This window comes from Nissabacter sp. SGAir0207 (assembly GCF_005491205.1).
Lineage (GTDB): Bacteria > Pseudomonadota > Gammaproteobacteria > Enterobacterales > Enterobacteriaceae > Chimaeribacter.
The window spans coordinates 84,187-98,798 of sequence record NZ_CP028036.1 but is presented as its reverse complement, the minus strand read 5'-3'; the positions used below and the strand labels follow the sequence as shown (position 1 = coordinate 98,798).

Below are 14,612 nucleotides of genomic sequence, written 5' to 3'. Positions count from 1 at the left end.
AACAAACAGGATGGTGGTGATGAGTGAATCTATGGCGGCAAAGGTAAAATCAGGCAGTGTTGATAAGGCCCTCTCCCTCAATGAGCAAGCCTATCTGGCCTTCAGGCATAGGTTAATTACGCTGCGCTACAAACCCGGCGAGTACCTGAACACCGCGCAGGTGATGGATGATTTAGAGATCGGCCGTACGCCGGTGAATCAGGCGGTTCATCGCCTCGCGACCGAAGGTCTGCTGCAAATTATTCCGCGCAAGGGGGTCATGGTGGCACCCTTATCGATTGATGATGCGCTGGAGTTAATTGAGGTGCGGCTGGTCAATGAAACCCTCTGTGTTGAGCTGGCCAGCCAGAAGGTGGGGGAAGCACAGCTTCAACACCTGCGATACCTTAATCAGCAAATTGCCGAGGCAAGCCAGTTACGCAGCCGCGAGCAGATGATGCTGCTGGACCGCGAATTCCATCAGGCGTTGGCCGAGATTGCGGGCAATCGTCGTCTGGTCGATATCCTTAGCGTGATCCATGCGCAAGCACAGCGCTTTTGGGCCACTACCCTTTCCAACGTGGCACATATGGATGAAGTGATCGCCGAACATAATGAAATCATTGCCGCGCTGGCATCTGGCGATACGCAGCGCGCCGCCGAAGCCGCGCGGGCGCATATCTTCTCATTCAAGCGCGCCCTGCTCTCCGCATAACACCCACTGCGCCAGCATCTGGCAGAGGCGTAGCCCCTGCCAAAATGCGATAAGACCGCCACGTTGGGCGAGAAGCCCGATCCGCACTCTTCAGCTCCCCGGCATTTCCGCTGCCTTAACTCATTGAGCCACTATACTGACTAGTGCAGTTGCAATGTGCATACGAGGCTGCGCAGAGTGAATTACCTGCCCCCAGCCTCCCCATGACCATCAGGAGAGCAAAATGCAAAAAAGTAAAACCTTGAAAGGGCTGCTTGCCGCATCGGCAGTCGTGGCGATGTTCAGTGCTGTCGGCGTGCAAGCCCAGGCGCCAGCAAGCGCCGCGCAGGGCAGTGCCGCCAGCCAGGCCGCGTCGGGCGCCACACTCAGCGCCGGTGATGAAAAAGCGATAAAGGATATGGCGCAGGCCAATATCAACGAGATCGCCGCCGCCAAGATCGCGCTGAGTAAAGCCCAAAGCAGCAACGTCAAAGCATTCGCTCAGAAGATGATCGAAGACCACGGCAGTGCCTTGACCAAGGTACAGACGGTCGCCCAGCAAAAAGGCGTAGCACTGCCGACGGAGCCGGACGCGAAACACAAGGCCATGGCCACCAAACTTGAAGAGCAGAGCGGCAGCGAATTTGACAAGATGTATATGGAAAATGCCGGCACCAAAGACCACAAGATGGTGCTGTCGGAGTTGCAGAGTGACGCCAAAAATATCACAGACCCGGATGTGAAGGCACTGGCCGAGGCGCACACGCCGGTGGTTGAACAGCACCTGAAGTCCGCCCAAGAGATGTCGATGTAACCCAAGTCAGCGAACAGGTGGTTCGATGGGCATACGCGCCTGCGACATGGGCTGCCCTTGGTTAAACGTGTTGCAGAAAATCACGACAAGAGTGTCATTGTTGTCAGGGTGAAGCATCGGGACGGCCCTAAAGGTAAAAGTGCCGACCAATGCTCGCTCCTGTGCCGTCGCAAATTGGCACTCACTCTACGCTGCGATGTGAGGCCTCGCCTCAGCAGACAAAGCGTCATTCATTACATTAGGGGCGGAAAACCCTTAGCTCGGCGGCACGCGCGGGCGAAGCGGCTGCCATGTCGTCCAGCAACCAGCGTGATTCTTCCGGGCCAAATGCTCCCGTCTGCCGAACCAGCTCTGTCCGGCTAAATCCCCATAGAAAAGCAGCCCGCATGAGGGAGGGCATACGTGACAGCATCGCGATCATGTTCGGTCTGAAAGGGTGCCCGAGACTTTTCACCAGCGCAAAGCCAATGCCCCAGACTTTCTCCAATTTCCGCGCCTCGCGCCATGTCAGTCCGTAATTTCGGTTCCAGGTGCTAAGCGCGGCGAGAAAAAACGGTACGGCCAGCGCCACATGGCTGCGCAGAAAGGCGTCCATATCGCTTTCATATTCAGCCGGCAGACCTGCGTCTTTGAAAAGGCTGACCAGCGCATGATCCGTTAGCGTACTGACCATACCGGGGCCATCGGCCCGAAAACTCAACCGGTGATCATGCAGGGAAGCCGCCATATTCGGAAACCCGAACGCGAAACGCGCCACCCCTACCCCTGCCCGGTAAGGCTCACAGCCACGGAACGTGTTAAACATGAACAGAACCTGCTTCGCCGAACATGTTGATAGATCCGCCAAAAGGGGCTGAATCTGATGTTCTGGCACCGTGACGATGACCAGATCATACACAATGTCCGTTAAAAGCGATGAAACCGCCTTCACCGGCGCACAGTCACCCTGTGTGGTCATCAGGGTGCCATGACGCCTTAGATGATCGAAACGGGCACCCCGCGCCACCAGAGTGACATCATGTCCGGCCTTGCTCAGAGAAAAGGCTATTGCGCTGCCAATGCGGCCTGCGCCTATCAGTGAAATTTTCATGGCGGTGAGTTTAACGGGCGCTGTAGTATCCGGATATGCACATTAAAGGTAATTGAATTCCCGAATATGGAAAGACTCTCTTGGGACGATCTGCGTATCCTGCTCGCGATACACCGGCATGGAAGCTTGCTGGCCACCGGAAAAGCGCTACGCATCTCAACATCCACCACCGCCCGGCGTCTTGATGCACTGGAAGCAGCCGCAGGCAGGCAGTTGGTTCACCGCCACCAGTCCGGAACCACCCTAAATCAGGAGGCACTCCGGTTGGTTCAGCTAGCGGAGCGCTTTGAGTCCAGCCTTGCCGCGCTGGAGCGTGACCAGACTGAAATGGCTGGCACTATCCGTCTCAGCGCACCGGGAGGGTTGGTGCCGACGCTGGCTCGTGCACTGCTGCCTTTTCAGCGGGAGCACCCCCGGATCTGCATAGAACTCATTGGGGAGAGCCGGACGGCTGACGTCGCTGCGCGCGAGGCTGACATGGCGGTTCGACTGGTGCGTTCAGACTCAAACGTGCTGGTTGAGCATTTACTGGGCGAATTGCAGTTTGGTTTGTTCGGATGCCCGGAATATCTCAACCGCTACCTGCCGTCACGACGCCTCAGTGCGGAGACAGTGTCTGGGCTAACGTTTGTCGGTCTGGAAGAGAAGTGGAAGCATCTGCCGCACGAACAGTGGCTCAGGACGCTGGGAGCCACACGTTTTGTCTTTCGGTCGGACTCTGTTGAAACCTTGATTGACGCAGCGCGATCGGGAGCTGGCCTTGGTGCCTTTGCGCGCGCCGATCCGCGTATGGCAGATCTCATGCCGGTTGAAACGGCCATTACAGCGCCCTCCCAGTCCTGTTATCTGGTCTGGCACGGAGAGCTGCGCGGCCAGCCCCATATCCGGGCCGCGGTGGCCGCCGTCAGGGCTTATTTCGCCGACCATCTCTGAGCCAGCAGTAACCGATAATTCGCCAATAGAAACATCATCCTGCATTTGAGCGACTAGTCGGTAAATCTCTATCCCTTCAATTGACCAACTAGTCGCTCAAATGATAGCGTGCAGCTTTCGGGGTCTCCCGCTTCTTTGAGATGAAATCAAAATGACCGAGTGCAAAGCGTTTTTATCGATGCAAACCGAAGCGTTAAACCAAAGCCTGTCGCTGGCCGTTGAGGAAGGCGTGGCACCTGGCGTGGTCGCCATGGCGGCCACACCAGAGGGCGTGATTTATGAGGGTGCCGCGGGCCTCACCGGGCTGGGCAGCCCCTCGCCGATGACGCCCGATACCATTTTTTGGGTGCTTTCCATGACGAAAGCCGTGACGGCGGTTGCCTGTATGCAGCTTGTTGAGCAGGGCAAGCTGCACGTTGACCAGCTGGCGGCGGATTTTCTGCCGGAACTGGCGGCACCGCAGGTGCTGGAAGGATTCTCTCCAGACGGCACCCCCCTACTGCGCCCGGCAAAACGGCCAATCACAGTGCGCCACCTGCTTACCCATACCTCTGGCTATACCTATTCACTCTGGAGTAAAACCCTGGCCCGCTATGAAGAGGTGACGGGCACGCCCGCTGTCTTCTCCGGGCAAAAAGCGGCGTTAGGCGTGCCGCTGGAATTTGACCCCGGTGAGCGCTGGCAATATGGGATGTCGATCGAATGGGTGGGCATGCTGGTTGAAGCCGTCAGCGGGCAGGGGCTGGAAGAGTACTTCCGCGACAACATCTTTTTGCCGCTGGGTATGCATGATACCGGGTTCATGATCAGTGATGAGCAGCGTGCCCGCACCGCGACGGCGGCCCAGAGGGAAGCAGATGGCTCCTTAACCTCCGCGCCCTATGAATCCCCACAGCAGACCGATTTTTCACTGGCTGGCACCGGCCTGTTCAGCACGCCGCGTAACTATATGGCTTTCCTGCAAATGCTGCTTAATGGTGGCAGTTTTAATGGGGCTAGCATCTTGGCACCTGAGACCGTTGCCTCAATGTTGAGCAATCAGATGGGTGAACTGGATGTTGCTGAGATGGTGAGCCATTACCCCTCCCGCTCCAACAATTTTGACCTTTTCCCCGATATGCCGCACAAGTGGGGGTTTTCATTCGACATCAATACACAGCCCGGCCCTTATGGGCGCAGTGCAGGCAGTGCTGCCTGGGCAGGTGCGCTCAACACCCACTACTGGATCGACCCGGTCACCAAGGTGGCGGGCGCGCTGTTCACCCAAGTCTGGCCGTTTTACGATGAGCGGATCATGGCGCTATTCAATGGGTTTGAGCAGACGCTGTATCAGGGCGTTCAGAAAAACTGAACCGCCATACTTTTTGACAGGAAATGTTAGATGCCTAGATCACCAAAGCGTGAAAAATTGCTGGAAGCGACCAAAGAGCTTCTCTGGGAAGTGGGGTTCGAGTCCATGTCGCCGCGCGACATTCAGGAGCGCAGCGCGGCCAGACCCGGCAGCCTTTATCACCATTTTCCATCGAAACTTGCCCTCGCTGGCGAGGCCATGAATGAGATTGCGGAAAGTGATATAGCCCGCATCAATGCCTTTTTTGAGGAAGACGGCCCACCGCTTGAAATCGTACAGCGCTATCTGCAGCTTAAACGGGACAGTGTGCGCGGCTGCCGTTTTGGGCGGCTGGTCAATGAAGCTTCGATTGAGCACGATGAGTTACGCGGCCCGGTTAAGGCCTTTTTTGACGCGATACACACCCATTTGACGCGAAAACTCATGCAGGCCAAGGATGAAGGCGCATTGCCAGAACAGGTCAACCCGGAGCATCTGGCGGTTTCGCTGCTGGCCCTGATACAGGGGGGTGCCGTACTTGCACGCGCCTACCAGGATGAAGAGCGCTATGTGAAAGCCATCGACGGGGCGATCGCTTTGCTGAATGCCTCCCTCCGTCAAGCGAAGTGACACACAAAGACCCCGCCAAAAGGCTCGCCGTTTTCCAAGAGGGCTGAATTCAGGCGAGCCATGCACTTTCTCAACGATTAGTCAGATGCAGGGGGGAGCGTGAGCAATCTGTGCCCTCTCCAGAGCGGCGATGTGAAGCAAATTCATTCAACTCCCCTGCCCGCCTGCCGATAACCAACCTGTATACAATAATCACAATGAAAGGTTTACATGTTTTCCACTATTACATCAGGAATTTTGTCACGCCTTGCGTGGCAGAAAAAAACGCATTCAATGGCGACGCTGAGTTCGTTGAATGATTCCATTGCCATGATTGAGTTCACACCCGATGGCACCATCATTACCGCCAACCCGCTGTTTTTGGACTGCATGGACTATCAGGCCAGTGAGGTGATCGGCCAGCATCACAGCATGTTCTGCCCGCCCGATCTGGTGCACTCGGCGCAGTACCGCGATTTTTGGCAGCGGCTGCGGCGCGGTGAAAAATTCAGCGATAAGTTTATGCGGCTGGCAAAGCACAGCCGCCCGGTCTGGCTGGAGGCCAACTATGTGCCGGTGCCGGATCGTCATGGTCGCGTGATCAAAATCGTCAAGCTGGCGACCGACATCACTGCCAGCATCATTGATGCGCAGGAACAGCGCGCCATGACCGCGGCCATTGAGCGTTCGATGGCGGTCATCGCCTTTAACCTGAAGGGCGAAGTGCTGACCGCCAATGATAACTTCCTGAAGACCATGGGCTATCAGGCCAAAGAGATTGAGGGAGTGCACCACAGCCTGTTCTGTTCCGAGGCGCTGCGCACCAGCCCGGAGTACCGGACGTTCTGGCAAAAGCTCAACCGGGGCGAGTTTATCTCTGGCCAGTTCTCGCGCGTAGACAAGCAGGGGCGCACCATCTGGCTGCGCGCCACCTACAACCCGGTATTCGACAATAAGGGTGCGCTCTATAAAGTGGTGAAGTTCGCCACCAACGTCACCGCGCAGGTGGAGAAGAACAAGATGGAGCGGGACGCCGCCCAGCAGGCGTACCATACCGCGTTGCAGACCAACGAGAGCACGCGCCTTGGCGCGAACGTGATTGAAAACAGCGTGCAGAACATCAATGCGCTGGCTGGCGAACTGAATGGCATCTCCGGCGACATCTCCGATCTGAGCGACTCCTCGGAGCGCATTGGCAGCCTGGTGGAGAGCATCCGTAGCATCGCCAGCCACACCAACCTGATTGCCATCAACGCGGCGATTGAGGCGGCGCGTGCCGGAGCACAGGGACGCAGCTTCGCGGTGGTGGCGAATGAGGTGCGGACGCTGGCCGCCAACATCAACCGCTCCACCAGCGAAATTGAAAACATGGTGCAGCAGAACCACCTGCTGGCAGCGAAAGCGCTGAAGGGGATTGAATCTAACCTCAAGCGCGCCGATCAGGGGGTCGATCTGGCCCATCAGGCGGGCGGGGTGATCAGCGAAATCCAGCAAAGCTCTGAACAGGTGGTACGTGCCATCAGCAACGTCACCAATGCCCTCGAGCAGGAGTAAAAAGAAGCCGGCAATTGCCGGCTTTTTTGTACCCATTTCAGTCTATGCAGTGAATTTAGGCGTCGCTATTGCCACGCCCGCACGTTCACCGGGCGCGGTAGTCCCAGCGCAATGAACAGGCCAAGCACCATGCCGGCCGCCGCCAGATAGAAGGCGTGCTGGGCAACCAGCGCGAAACTGTGCGTCGCACCGTTGGCGCAGGCGATCAGGAGCGCGATGCCAATGGCGTTACCGACATTCAGGGTGGTGGAGGCCATGCCCGAGGCGACGCCCTGCTCCTGCGGGGTGACACCGGCGGAGGCCGCGATCCACATGGCCGTCCAGACAATGCCCTGCCCGACGCCCGAGATGATCAACCCCGGCACGATGGACGCATAGCCCATGCCAGCCAGCGCCGCCAATGCCAAACCCAGCGTGCCGGCAATGCCGGTGATGAAGCCCACGGCGAGGGCGGTGCGCACCGGCAGGCGGTTCGCCAGTCGCGCCCCACACTGCGTGCCAGCGAAAATCGCCAGCGAAGGCACGATAAACGCCAGCCCGGTCTGCAAGGCGCTGTAACCCCATACTTGCTGGAACAGCAGCGTCAGGAAGTAGGGCAGCGCGCCAAAGGTGCCCATGTAGACGAAGGTGATGAGCATGGCGATCACCAGATGGCGATTGGCGAACAGGCGTACCGGCATCAGCGGGTCATGGCTGCGGCGCTCGGCCACCACAAAGGCCAGCAGGGAAAAGGCCGCCAGCAGCAGCGCTGACAGAATCGGCGCGGAGCCAAAGCCCTCCTCCGGCCCCTGTACCAGCGCGTAGACCAGCAGGGTCGCGCCGACAGTGACGGTCAGCGCGCCAGCAAGGTCGAAGTGGCGGCGCACAGTGGGCAGTATATCTTTTGGCAGCACCACGCAGGCCGCCGCCATCGCCAGTGCGGCCAGCACCACGTTGACGTAGAAGACCGCCGGCCAGCCCCAGAGGCTGGTCAGCAGGCCGCCCGCCAGTGAGCCTAACGTCAGGCCGCTGGCCCCTGCCCCGCCCCAGATCGCCAGCGCCCGGTTGCGCGGCGGCCCTTCGGCAAACAGCCGGTTGATCAGTGACAGCGTGGCCGGGAACAGCAACGCCGCGCCGATGCCCTGCACCGCCCGCGCCACGACGATCACCATCGGGTTCCAGGCCAGCCCGCCCATCAGCGAGGAGAGCGCATAGATCGCCAATGCCACCATAAACATGCGGCGCTGCCCCAGCAGATCCGCCGCCCTGCCGCCCAGCAGCAGGAAACCGCCACAGCAGACGGTGTAGGCACTCACCACCCATTGCAGGGTCTGCCCGGAGAACCCTAGCCCCGCGCCGATCTCCGGCAGGGAGACAAAAACGATATTGATGTCCAGCGAGTAGATGAGCTGGGCGAAGGCCAGCAGCGCCAGGCTTCCCGTGCGGTTGGCAGCTAGCAAGGGCGAAGGAACAGTCATGAGGCAGATCTCCATATGCGGTTAAAGGACTACGGTACGAATACATTCGTACTATCAATGTACGTATATACTCGAACAATAGTCAATGGAGGAATTTTAAAGTAGATTACGTGGAGCGTGTCGAGTCCCTGGAGCCATTGATGATTGTGAACCACCCTGAGCGTGACCAGATCCGTCTGGAGAATGTGCTGACCGCGCTGGGCAACCCCCTGCGCCTGACCGTGGTGCGGGTGCTGGCCGGCGGCGGCGAACACCCATGCAGCGCCGTACTGAGCGGCATCCCAAAATCGACCCTTACCCACCACTGGCGCGTGTTGCGTGACAGCGGGGTGATCTGGCAGCGGCCCTATGGCCGGGAGAACTTGTTGTCACTGCGGCGGGAGGATCTGGACGCGCGTTTCCCCGGCTTGCTGGATGCGCTGTTGAATGCGGTTCAGGAAGATGCCCTGACACAGGCGGTCACCACCCAGAACCTGCCGCCACGTCAGGGCGCGTAACTACCCGCCGGGGCGCGGGGTTGGGTAATCCTCATCAATGCGCAGTGGCGCGGCGTAGGGGCTGTCCCATAACTGTTGGTAGAGCGCATCAAGCCGCCGCGCCATCGTTGCGTCATTCAAGACCAATTCCAGATTGCGCGAGTTGTCAAAATAGCCGCCGCTCCAGTTGCTGGTGCCAACCCAAGCCAGCTCGCCATCAATGGTCATGATTTTGCTGTGCACCACGCGGGCAAAAGGGATGAAACCGGCCTCAGCGGACGGCAGCGTCACCACTTTTATTGTCACGCCGGGCACCAGCGCCAGACTCTTCAGCCACGCAATTTCCGGCTTTTTGGTACCCCACGCCGAGACCATCAGCGCCACCGGCACGCCGCGCGCCGCCGCCGCGCGCAAGGCGCTATCAACCACGCCATAAAAGGGGCGCGATCGCTTTTCGCCATAGGCCAGCGGTGCGTACTCCATCACCTGCACCCGGATGCGGCGGCAGGCGGAGTCCAGCAGGCGCGGCAGTATCTCCTGGGCGTCTGCCACGCCGCGCGGGTTCCAGTCACGCGGGCTGGCTACCAGATAGTTACCCTGCCGCACGTCGCCTCGTGGGCCATGCCCTACATGCCGTGGCACCGTCTGGCCAGCCACCAGCCGCGCCTGCGCGCGCCAATCCTGCTCGAAGATGGCCGCCACCTGGGCCACCACCTCACCCCCGGTGATCAACAGGCCAGTCTCCTGAATATGCTCCAGCGCGCGCCAGTCAAGATTTTGGCTGCCGACAAATGCCTGCTGCCGATCCACCACCAGATACTTGGCATGGAGAATGCCGCCCGCCAATCGGCTAAAGGGAATCACTCGGAACGCCAGCCCCGGCATCGCCTGCAACTGCGCCAGCGTCTCCGGGGTGCTGAGTCCCACCCCCTTCTCATCGATCAAAAAGCGAATCTTTACGCCACGCGCTGCCGCACCTTCCAGCGCCGCCAGTACCGCGTCCAGCCGTGAGCCGGATTGCCCGGCCACATAAAACTGCGCGATGTCGATGCGCTGCCGCGCGCGGGCGAACATCTCGCACCACACCTCCGCGCTATTGCGCAGATCTGCCGCATGAAGCGTTGTCTCAACGGGTGCGTCATACACCAGCTCAAAACCGGAAGCCGCTGGCGTACCACGCACCCTCTGCCTCAGGCGGTGAAACAGGCGGGCCAATGGGGTGTCAGGCATGGGTCAAAACCTTTTCATGTAAATGCATCCATCCAAGCCCATATGGCGCCCAACATGGCGCACTGTTGAAACACTCCATTTTTAAGCCTCGAATGAGTGGTGGCCGATAAGCCATCGACTGTTTTGACAGGATACGGGGAGAAACAGCGCGATGCCGATAAATTTTCACGCTAAGAATAGTCCGTAAAAGCCGCCATGCTGCGATGATTCAGGTTGGCTGCCTGACGGGGTTTTCTCGCGTTTTTGACAGGCGGAGCCTTTTCGCATCACAGGCTTTTATGCTGTTCCCACGCAGATAAATGACATAAGAAAGGTATCTAAATGGCATCACAAAGGCACATTTATAGTACCAAAAATACATCACCAAGGCACCAATAGAGCATCATTTTGATTCCGCACTTTTCTGGTGTTTGCTCATCTTTTTTCACCCTGTGAGGGGGCGCGTCTTTACGATTCCTTAAGCTGTGCGGCATATACAGTCCCTGATGGAGCGACTATTTTTGTAGAGGGCGCATATATTCAGAACACTATTCCAAAAATGGCATCTCCCCGTGCCTGTCCTAATGCCCACTCTCTCCTGTTGACGTAATTGAACGGCACACAGCACCGGATTTCCCGCTCAGTAAACCAGAAGTTGTTAGCCATTTATGGGGCAGCCTTGTGATTGCCAAAAGGGGCAGTCGATGGTGTCTGCATTGTTGGATCACTGATTACGTGAGAGCTACCATGTTCTATCGACGTTTAGAGAGATTGATTGACGTTTTCCAGACCGCGCCCAGTGAAGCGCCGCCCAATAAAGTCCTGCCGTTCTATCTCTACTATCTGCGCCAGGTGTGGCCAAGTTTTATCGCGCTGCTGGTGGTCGGCCTCATTGGCGCATTGATAGAGGTGGTACTGTTCAACTACCTCAGCCGGATTATCAATATCGTCAACACCACCACCATGAGCGAGTTGTTTAGCGAGTATGGCGGCGAGCTGCTGTGGATGGCAGTGGTGGCAATGGTGATGCGCCCGCTCTGCGTCGGCCTGCATGATTTGTTGATTCACCAGACCATCAGCCCCGGCATGGGTAGCCTAATCTGTTGGCAGAACCATAACTATGTGATCAAACAGAGCGTCGATTTCTTCCAGCGCGACTTCTCCGGGCGCATCGCCCAGCGCATCATGCAGACCGGCAATGCCCTGCGTGACTCGGCGGTACAGGCCGTAGACGCCCTCTGGCAGGTGCTGATCTTTATCATCAGTTCGCTGGTGCTGTTCGCCTCCGCCGACTGGCGGTTGATGCTGCCGCTGATCGTCTGGCTGGTGTGCTACACCTTCACGCTCTACTACTTCATCCCACGCCTGAAGAGAACCGGCGTCCGCTCCTCTGATGCCTATTCGCGGCTGGTGGGCCGCATCGTGGACAGCTACACCAATATCACCACCCTGAAACTGTTTGCCCACACCTCGCTGGAGCAGCAGTACGTCCGTCAGGCGATTACCGACCAAACCCAGAAGGCGCAGCAGGCCGGGCGCACCATTACCACCATCGACACGCTGATTACGGTGCTGAACGGTATGCTGATTGTTGCCACCACCGGGCTGGCGCTCTGGCTCTGGACGCAATCGCTGCTCAGCGTGGGCGCGATTGCGTTGGCGGTTGGGTTGATGCTGCGGATTGTCAGCATGTCGGGCTGGCTAATGTGGGTCATCAATGGCGTGTTCGGCGGCATCGGCATGGTACAGGATGGGCTGGAGATGGTGGCGCAACCGATCCATGTCGCTGACCGCCCCCATGCCCCGGCGCTCACCATCCCGCGTGGCGAGATCCGCTTTGAAGCTATCCACTTCCATTACGACAGCTACAACTCCGTGGTGCAGAACTTCAATATGACTATCCATCCCGGCGAGAAGATTGGCCTGATTGGCCCCTCCGGTGCCGGTAAATCCACGTTGGTGAATTTGCTATTGCGCTTCTACGACGTCAAGAGCGGCCAGATCCTGATTGATGGGCAGAACATCGCCGACGTCAGCCAGGAGAGCCTGCGCGCACAGATTGGCGTCATCTCCCAGGACACCTCGCTGCTAAACCGCTCGCTGCGTGAGAACCTGATGTACGGCAACCCCAACGCCTCGGATGCGGCCATCATGGAGGCGCTGCGCCAGGTGCAGGCTGACGAATTCATCACCCAACTCAGTGATAGCGAAGGGCGCACCGGGCTGGATGCGCATGTCGGCGAACGCGGTACGCGGCTCTCCGGCGGCCAGCGCCAGCGCATCGCCATTGCCCGCGTACTGCTGAAGGATGCGCCGATTCTGGTGATGGATGAGGCCACCTCCGCCCTCGACTCCGAAGTGGAGGCGGCGGTGCAGGAGAACCTGGAGCCGATCATGGCGGGCAAGACCGTCATTGCCATCGCGCACCGTCTCTCCACCATCGCCAAGATGGATCGGCTGATCGTGTTGAACCAAGGGCAGATTGTTGAGATGGGCACCCATCAGGAGTTAATGGCGCTCAACGGGCTATATAGCCGACTATGGCGACACCAGATCGCCGGTTTTGTCAGCGAATCCGCCTGATGTTAAAACAGCGCCCTTTATGTGCCTTAACAGCGCTTTAATGGTACTAAAAGGGCATTACTTTTATGCATTTAAGGTGCCGAATTGGCACCCTGATTTTATGGCTGACTAGCTGGCTACAGCGTCAATGGAATGCTGGCTCAATCAGCGGATCCGCCTGATGACAAAACAGTGCCCTTTATGTGCCCTAACAGCACCTTAGTGGTACTAAAAAGGCATTAATTTTACGCAACCAGGGTGCCGAATTGGCACCCTGATTTTATGGCTTTCGTGAATGATTTTTAATCTTGGTATTGATAATAGTGATTGACGACCCTCAGCAAGTAGGTAGACTGGTCTACCTACTCATTTGCTTTGGGGGGTTGCCATGAGCGACACGCTGCACGAGAAACCGGAGAGCGCCCGTGACCGCCTGCTGGGCGCGGCGCGGGTGCTGTTCTACAACGATGGCATAGCCGCCACCGGCATTGACGCCATTACCAAACGGGCTGGCGTCGCCAAAAAGAGCCTGTATAACAACTTCGCCTCCAAGGCGGAGCTGATTGCCACCTATCTGCAAATCCGCCATGAGGAGTGGCTGGCGCTCTACGCGCTGCGCCTGCAACAGGCCACCACGCCACAGGAGCGGGTACTGGCGGTGTTCCTCGCCTATGAGGATCATGCGGAGTATGCCTATGAGCGCGGATTCCGCGGCTGCGGGCTGCTGAACGCCGCCGCCGAACTGCCCGCCGGTGCGCCGGGGCGGCAGGCGGTGCGCATCCACAAGGAGGAGGTGGAAGCGATTCTCGCCGGGCATCTGGCCGAGATGCTGGCCGGGGACAGGGAGCGGGCCGCGCTGCTCGCCCGCCACTTTGCCTTTTTGCTGGAGGGTTCGATCTCCCGCGCCGGGCTGGAGGGCAACGGTGAGTGCGTGCGCCAGGCCAAAACCATGGCGCTCGCCATGATGGAGGCGCTGTGAACCCGACACCACAACAGCGCCTGCTGGGCGTCGCCGGGGTATTGGTCGCCTCCCTGCTGTGGGGCACCACCGGCACTGCCGCCACCTTTGCGCCAGACGTCAGCGCCGCCGCCATTGGCGCAGCGGCGATGGGGTTGGGCGGCCTGTTACAGGCGGCCATTGCCTTTCGTGGCATCGCACGCCAGCGCGCCCACCTGCGCCATTCATGGCAGATGTTGCTGATGGGCGCGCTGGCAGTGGCAATCTACCCGCTGGCCTTCTACGCCTCGATGCGCTATGCCGGCGTGACCATCGGCACCGTAGTGTCGATCGGCTCTGCCCCGCTGCTCTCGGCGCTGATTGAGTACCGGTTGGATGGGCTGCGCCTGACGCCGCGCTGGATGGTGGGTGCCGCCCTTGGCGTTGGTGGGCTGGTGCTGCTCTGTCTGGCGGAAGCGGCGGTACATACGGATGGCGGCTCCAGCGGGGTGATGGTCGGCATGGCGCTGGGGCTGGTGGCGGGCTTTACCTACGCCTTCTACTCATGGTCTGCGCGGCGGATGATGCAGCGCGGCATCGCCTCAGGTGCGGCAATGGGCGCCACCTTCGGCCTTGGCGGCCTGCTGCTGCTGCCGGTGTTGCTGGTGACCGGTGCACCGCTGCTGGCCTCCTGGGGCAACGCCGCGGTCGGCCTCTACATGGCCACGGTGCCGATGTTTGTTGGCTATCTCTGCTACGGTTACGGGCTGGCGCGCATCCCGGCCAGCACCGCCACCACCATCACCCTGCTGGAGCCGGTGATCGCCGCGCTGCTGGCGGTGGTGATCGTCGGTGAGCGGTTGCCAGCGCTCGGCTGGGGCGGCATCGCGCTGGTGGTCGCCAGCCTGCTGGTGATCACCGTGCCGCTCAAGCGCCGCGCCGCCCGCCGCGCGACTGCCTGACACCTA

General features: G+C 59.2%; 13 protein-coding genes. 10 read left to right on the top strand and 3 right to left on the bottom strand.

Annotated features, from left to right (window positions below):
- Positions 1-19 precede the first annotated feature (19 nt).
- Both C1N62_RS18210 and C1N62_RS18205 read left to right on the top strand, forming a co-directional pair.
- Positions 20-694 (top strand): GntR family transcriptional regulator, encoded by a 675-nt coding sequence (locus C1N62_RS18210; protein WP_137765323.1) that lies wholly within the window; start codon positions 20-22, stop codon positions 692-694.
- Between the two features lie 223 nt (positions 695-917).
- Positions 918-1,487 (top strand): DUF4142 domain-containing protein, encoded by a 570-nt coding sequence (locus C1N62_RS18205; protein WP_137765144.1) that lies wholly within the window; start codon positions 918-920, stop codon positions 1,485-1,487.
- 238 nt (positions 1,488-1,725) lie between these two features.
- Here C1N62_RS18205 and C1N62_RS18200 read toward each other — a convergent pair whose 3' ends face one another.
- A complete protein-coding gene (locus C1N62_RS18200) occupies positions 1,726-2,577 on the bottom strand; it encodes a ketopantoate reductase family protein (protein WP_137765143.1) in 852 nt (283 codons plus the stop codon).
- Between the two features lie 66 nt (positions 2,578-2,643).
- On the opposite strand from C1N62_RS18200, the gene C1N62_RS18195 reads away from it, so the two are divergent.
- The 4 genes from C1N62_RS18195 to C1N62_RS18180 all read left to right on the top strand — a co-directional run bounded on the left by C1N62_RS18195 (position 2,644) and on the right by C1N62_RS18180 (position 7,003).
- The gene (locus C1N62_RS18195) at positions 2,644-3,510 is read left to right on the top strand and encodes a LysR family transcriptional regulator (protein WP_137765142.1); all 867 of its coding nucleotides are present in this window, start codon (positions 2,644-2,646) and stop codon (positions 3,508-3,510) included.
- 151 nt (positions 3,511-3,661) lie between these two features.
- The gene (locus C1N62_RS18190; RefSeq protein ID WP_240775813.1) at positions 3,662-4,861 is read left to right on the top strand and encodes a beta-lactamase family protein; all 1,200 of its coding nucleotides are present in this window, start codon (positions 3,662-3,664) and stop codon (positions 4,859-4,861) included.
- Positions 4,862-4,891: 30 nt separating this feature from the next.
- Entirely contained in the window at positions 4,892-5,470 is a 579-nt protein-coding gene (locus C1N62_RS18185) for a TetR/AcrR family transcriptional regulator (RefSeq protein WP_137765141.1), read from the top strand.
- A gap of 210 nt (positions 5,471-5,680) precedes the next feature.
- On the top strand, positions 5,681-7,003 hold the full coding sequence (locus tag C1N62_RS18180) for a PAS domain-containing methyl-accepting chemotaxis protein (protein ID WP_137765140.1): 1,323 nt from the start codon (positions 5,681-5,683) through the stop codon (positions 7,001-7,003).
- A 65-nt stretch (positions 7,004-7,068) separates the two neighbouring features.
- Here C1N62_RS18180 and C1N62_RS18175 read toward each other — a convergent pair whose 3' ends face one another.
- The gene (locus C1N62_RS18175; RefSeq protein ID WP_137765139.1) at positions 7,069-8,460 is read right to left on the bottom strand and encodes an MFS transporter; all 1,392 of its coding nucleotides are present in this window, start codon (positions 8,458-8,460) and stop codon (positions 7,069-7,071) included.
- Between the two features lie 140 nt (positions 8,461-8,600).
- On the opposite strand from C1N62_RS18175, the gene C1N62_RS18170 reads away from it, so the two are divergent.
- Positions 8,601-8,957, top strand: a complete 357-nt coding sequence (locus C1N62_RS18170) for a helix-turn-helix transcriptional regulator (protein ID WP_137765138.1) — start codon at positions 8,601-8,603, stop codon at positions 8,955-8,957.
- Here C1N62_RS18170 and C1N62_RS18165 read toward each other — a convergent pair whose 3' ends face one another.
- Positions 8,958-10,166 carry a phospholipase D-like domain-containing protein gene (locus C1N62_RS18165; protein ID WP_137765137.1) on the bottom strand — a complete coding sequence of 403 codons (1,209 nt, stop codon included), beginning with the start codon at positions 10,164-10,166 and terminating at the stop codon, positions 8,958-8,960.
- 726 nt (positions 10,167-10,892) lie between these two features.
- Here C1N62_RS18165 and C1N62_RS18160 point away from each other — a divergent pair.
- The 3 genes from C1N62_RS18160 to C1N62_RS18150 all read left to right on the top strand — a co-directional run bounded on the left by C1N62_RS18160 (position 10,893) and on the right by C1N62_RS18150 (position 14,606).
- Positions 10,893-12,728 carry an ABC transporter ATP-binding protein gene (locus C1N62_RS18160; RefSeq protein WP_137765136.1) on the top strand — a complete coding sequence of 612 codons (1,836 nt, stop codon included), beginning with the start codon at positions 10,893-10,895 and terminating at the stop codon, positions 12,726-12,728.
- Positions 12,729-13,095: 367 nt separating this feature from the next.
- Positions 13,096-13,686, top strand: coding sequence for a TetR/AcrR family transcriptional regulator (locus C1N62_RS18155; protein WP_137765135.1), 591 nt, complete (start codon positions 13,096-13,098; stop codon positions 13,684-13,686).
- The gene (locus C1N62_RS18150) at positions 13,683-14,606 is read left to right on the top strand and encodes a DMT family transporter (protein ID WP_137765134.1); all 924 of its coding nucleotides are present in this window, start codon (positions 13,683-13,685) and stop codon (positions 14,604-14,606) included. The genes C1N62_RS18155 and C1N62_RS18150 overlap by 4 nt, the downstream gene beginning before the upstream one ends.
- The last annotated feature ends 6 nt before the right edge of the window (positions 14,607-14,612 follow it).

What these genes read in the sequence shown, in the direction of transcription:
- C1N62_RS18160 (WP_137765136.1), top strand. Translation starts at nt 10,893, where the DNA reads ATGTTCTATCGACGTTTAGAGAGATTGATTGACGTTTTCCAGACCGCG.
- C1N62_RS18165 (WP_137765137.1), bottom strand. Translation starts at nt 10,166, where the DNA reads ATGCCTGACACCCCATTGGCCCGCCTGTTTCACCGCCTGAGGCAGAGG.
- C1N62_RS18205 (WP_137765144.1), top strand. Translation starts at nt 918, where the DNA reads ATGCAAAAAAGTAAAACCTTGAAAGGGCTGCTTGCCGCATCGGCAGTC.
- C1N62_RS18180 (WP_137765140.1), top strand. Translation starts at nt 5,681, where the DNA reads ATGTTTTCCACTATTACATCAGGAATTTTGTCACGCCTTGCGTGGCAG.
- C1N62_RS18200 (WP_137765143.1), bottom strand. Translation starts at nt 2,577, where the DNA reads ATGAAAATTTCACTGATAGGCGCAGGCCGCATTGGCAGCGCAATAGCC.
- C1N62_RS18210 (WP_137765323.1), top strand. Translation starts at nt 20, where the DNA reads ATGAGTGAATCTATGGCGGCAAAGGTAAAATCAGGCAGTGTTGATAAG.
- C1N62_RS18155 (WP_137765135.1), top strand. Translation starts at nt 13,096, where the DNA reads ATGAGCGACACGCTGCACGAGAAACCGGAGAGCGCCCGTGACCGCCTG.
- C1N62_RS18175 (WP_137765139.1), bottom strand. Translation starts at nt 8,460, where the DNA reads ATGACTGTTCCTTCGCCCTTGCTAGCTGCCAACCGCACGGGAAGCCTG.
- C1N62_RS18185 (WP_137765141.1), top strand. Translation starts at nt 4,892, where the DNA reads ATGCCTAGATCACCAAAGCGTGAAAAATTGCTGGAAGCGACCAAAGAG.
- C1N62_RS18195 (WP_137765142.1), top strand. Translation starts at nt 2,644, where the DNA reads ATGGAAAGACTCTCTTGGGACGATCTGCGTATCCTGCTCGCGATACAC.
- C1N62_RS18170 (WP_137765138.1), top strand. Translation starts at nt 8,601, where the DNA reads ATGATTGTGAACCACCCTGAGCGTGACCAGATCCGTCTGGAGAATGTG.
- C1N62_RS18190 (WP_240775813.1), top strand. Translation starts at nt 3,662, where the DNA reads ATGACCGAGTGCAAAGCGTTTTTATCGATGCAAACCGAAGCGTTAAAC.